Here is a 3,348-nt window from a genome sequence, read left to right on the forward strand (position 1 = left end):
CCTCCACCGCCTGCGGATCGCGGATGAAGCCCATCGGGGGGTTGTAGTGGCGCAGGTCGCGCAGGCCGTAACGGCGGCGCAGTTCGGCCGCCTGCTCCAGGCCGCAGCCGATCAGCAGCAGCTTGTCGTCTGGCCGCACCACTTCGGTCAGCAGTCGCTGCGTCAGGTCGCTGCCGGGACAGGTCTGCAGACGCGTGCCGCGCACCAGCCGCAGCAGCAGTGCCAGGAAGCGGCTGTCCAGGGTGATGAAGGTGGCGTCTTCGTAGAGCGGACGAAGCGTGGGCTCATCGTGCAGTCGAATCATGTGATCCACGTTCGGCGTCACCACGTAGCCGTAGCGATCCTGCCCGAAGGCAGCCGCGGCGGCGCTCATCGCGTCTACGCCGAGGTCGTCGAAATGGTATTGAAGCTTGGTCATTGCCGCACCCGTCCTTGGGATGGCGGGAACCCCCGCCGGGGCATCGCGCTTCCTGCGCAGATGCCTGGACTCAGCAAAGGGTGGGCCAAGCCGCGAATGGGGGGCGAGGACGGGTCCGAGAACGCAGTCCTGCGGGAATCTGAATCCGTTTTGCGACAGGTCCCCAGAGGGCGTCTTATTGCGGTGCGGCAGGCTGCAAGAGCTCGAAGGTCACTGATTGCAATTTGCGGCAAAAGGCGGTGCAAGCTGCAGGTTCATGCCTTTTTTCAGGGCATCGCAATTTGCACTGGAGCCAGCCAGAGGACCTGCAAATTGCGCGTTAGTGCCGCATGCCGAGGAAATCATGGGGTTCAGTGGTCGCCGGGGGCAGATGAAAGGCGGCTTTTCAGCCATTGAGCGAAGGTACAGCCTCGCGCATTTCGCAGGCATGCGCGTTGTTGCGAAATGCGCAGTTTCCCTTTGTGCATGCGGATTTTAAGTTGTAAGGGCGATCGGCATGGGTCGTGCATAAGTTGCGCCACCGGGGGCCAGGCATTGCTTGGGCGCACGCCGGACATATTTGATTTCGAGTCGCAGGAAGCGACGGAGGCTGGGGCATGGATGCCAGGCATTTTCAGACGGCGCTGTTGGCATGGGGGACGGCAGCAGCGTGGCTGCTGTCCGGCGGAGTCGCCGCCGCGCAGGGGTTCGAGATGGAGGGCGATCCGACTCTGACCGAGGCGCAGCCCCCACCAGCGCAGGAGGCCGAGCCGCCGCAGGCCGGGGCACCATCCGAAGCGCGCCGTGGCAACTGGCGCGTCACCCCGGCGCTGCTGATAGACGGTGCCATGGGCGTGCCCGAGCAGCGCCTGATCGACCCGGGGATGCCCACGCCGGCTCCGGCCGAGGCGGTCGAATCGGACGAGCCCCTGCTCAAACTCGGGGTCGGTGACCAGGTCAACCTTCAGGTCTTCGGACGCCCGGAGTTCAACACCACGACCTACGTTGCCGACGATGGTTCGATCAATGTGCCCCTGGTCGGCGCGGTCGAAGTTGCCGGCAAGTCGCCGTCGGCCGCGGCCAACGCCGTGGCGCGCGCGCTCAAGGGCGGCGAGTTCCTGGTCAACCCCCAGGTTTCGATCGTGCTGCCGGCCTTCAAGAGCCAGCAGGTCTCGGTGCTGGGCGATGTGCGCAACCCCGGCCGCTATCCGCTGGAATCCAGGACCACGGTGCTGGACCTGCTGGCGCAGGCCGGCGGCATCGCCGAGACCGGTTCGACCGTGATCTACCTGCTGCGGGCCGGCCCCGACGGCAAGCCGCTGCGCCAGCCCGTGGATTTGCGCGGCCTGGCCAGCGGCAGCGGCGAGGTTCCCGACGTGCGCATCCGCAGCGGGGACTCGGTCTACGTGCCTCGCGCCGAGCAGTTCTATGTCTACGGCGAAGTCCAGAACCCCAATGCCTACCGCCTCGACCCTGATACCACGGTACTGCAGGCCATCACACGCGGTGGGGGACTGACTCCACGCGGCAGCGACAGCCGCATCGTCATCAAGCGCCGCGTCAAGAACGGCAAGTACCAGACCTTCGACGCGGACCTGACCGATACGGTACACGCCGACGACGTAATCCGGGTCAAGGAGAGGATTTTCTGATGAACAGGGAGCTCTCGGTCATCCAGGGAGGGCCTCCGGCGCCCATGCACCCGCATGCGGCGATACCGGCCAACTACGCGCACCCGGGCATTTCCCTGACGCAGTTGCTGACCATCGTCTGGGCCTATCGCAAGATCACGCTGGCAATCGTGGCGAGCGCCGTGGTGCTGGCCGCCATCGTCACCAAGCTGATGCCCAAGACCTATGAGGCGACGGCGACTTTGATGGTCGACTACGACGTCAACGACCCGCTCGGCGGGCGCGAGTTCCCCATCGGCCTGATGAGCAACTACATGTCAACGCAGATTCAGCTGATCCGCAGCCCCGCCGTGCTGCTACCTGCGATCCAGCAATTGGGACTGGACAAGCAGCGGGAGTACGTCTCCGGTTACCGTCCCGAGGGCGGCGCCTCGCTGGGCGACTTCGTGGCGGCCAACGTTGGCCGCAAGCTGACGGTGGAGCAGGGAGAGTGGAGCAGCCAGTTGATCAACATCGTCTACGCGGCGGACAATCCCAAGGAGGCCGCGCGCGTGGCCAACGGCATCGGCGATGTCTACGCGCAGCAGCAGTACCGCCGCCTCACCGGACCGGTAGCGGAGCGCGACGCCCGCTACAAGCAGCAGCTTGAGGACCTGAAGGCAAGGGTCGACAAGGCCGAGGCGGAACTGGCGGCCTACCGGCAGAAGAATGGCTTGGTGGAAGGGCAGGACTCCGATGCCGATATCGAGATGGAGCGCCTGACCAGTCTCGAGCACCGGCTGCTCGAAGCCCAGGAGCAGCGCCGCGTCACCGAACTGAGCAACACCGGCAACCTGACGTCGCGCAACGCGGTGATCGGCTCCGAGTCTATATCCGGCCTCAAGTCGCAGTTGGCCGAATTGCGCGGACAGCTGGCGCAGCTGAGCTCCACGCTGGGCCCGCGTCATCCGCAGGTGGTTGAGCTCAATGCCCAGGTCGATTCCACCCAGCGGGCGCTGAACGCCGAGATGAGCGTGTACTCGAACAACGCGGAGGCGCAGATCGGTGCTGCCCGCAGCCTGGAAGGACAGTTGCGCGGCGCCGTCGCCCAGGAGAGGACCCGAGTACTGAGCAAGCGCAAGCGCCAGGCCGAGGGCGCCAAGCTGGTGCTCGAACTGGAGACCGCCAAGGCGCTCTACAAGCAGGCGTTGGACGGCTACGACCAGGTGATGCTGGCCACCAGCGGGAAATACAACAACGTCCACTACATTTCCCGCGCCACACCCCCGGTGAAGGCCGAATCGCCAAAGCCCCTGGTAAACCTGCTGGCCGCCCTGATGC

Annotated in this window: 3 protein-coding genes; 2 read left to right on the forward strand and 1 reads right to left on the reverse strand. The window is 65.5% G+C overall.

What is annotated here, in order from left to right:
- The coding region (locus VGF12_RS18570) for a hypothetical protein (protein ID WP_331177532.1) at nt 1-418 on the reverse strand (418 nt) is incomplete at its 3' end.
- Nucleotides 419-1,014: 596 nt separating this feature from the next.
- Here VGF12_RS18570 and VGF12_RS18575 point away from each other — a divergent pair.
- Nucleotides 1,015-2,049: an SLBB domain-containing protein gene (locus tag VGF12_RS18575; RefSeq protein ID WP_331177533.1), complete on the forward strand. Its 1,035-nt coding sequence runs from the start codon at nt 1,015-1,017 to the stop codon at nt 2,047-2,049.
- Nucleotides 2,049-3,348, forward strand: a 1,300-nt coding sequence (locus VGF12_RS18580; RefSeq protein ID WP_331177534.1) for a GumC family protein, incomplete at its 3' end; no start/stop codon positions are given. The genes VGF12_RS18575 and VGF12_RS18580, both read left to right, overlap by 1 nt.

The organism is Roseateles sp. (assembly GCF_036404855.1).
Lineage (GTDB): Bacteria > Pseudomonadota > Gammaproteobacteria > Burkholderiales > Burkholderiaceae_C > Pelomonas.

Coding starts and splice junctions, on each gene's coding strand:
- VGF12_RS18575 (WP_331177533.1), top strand. CDS start 1,015: ATGGATGCCAGGCATTTTCAGACGGCGCTGTTGGCATGGGGGACGGCA.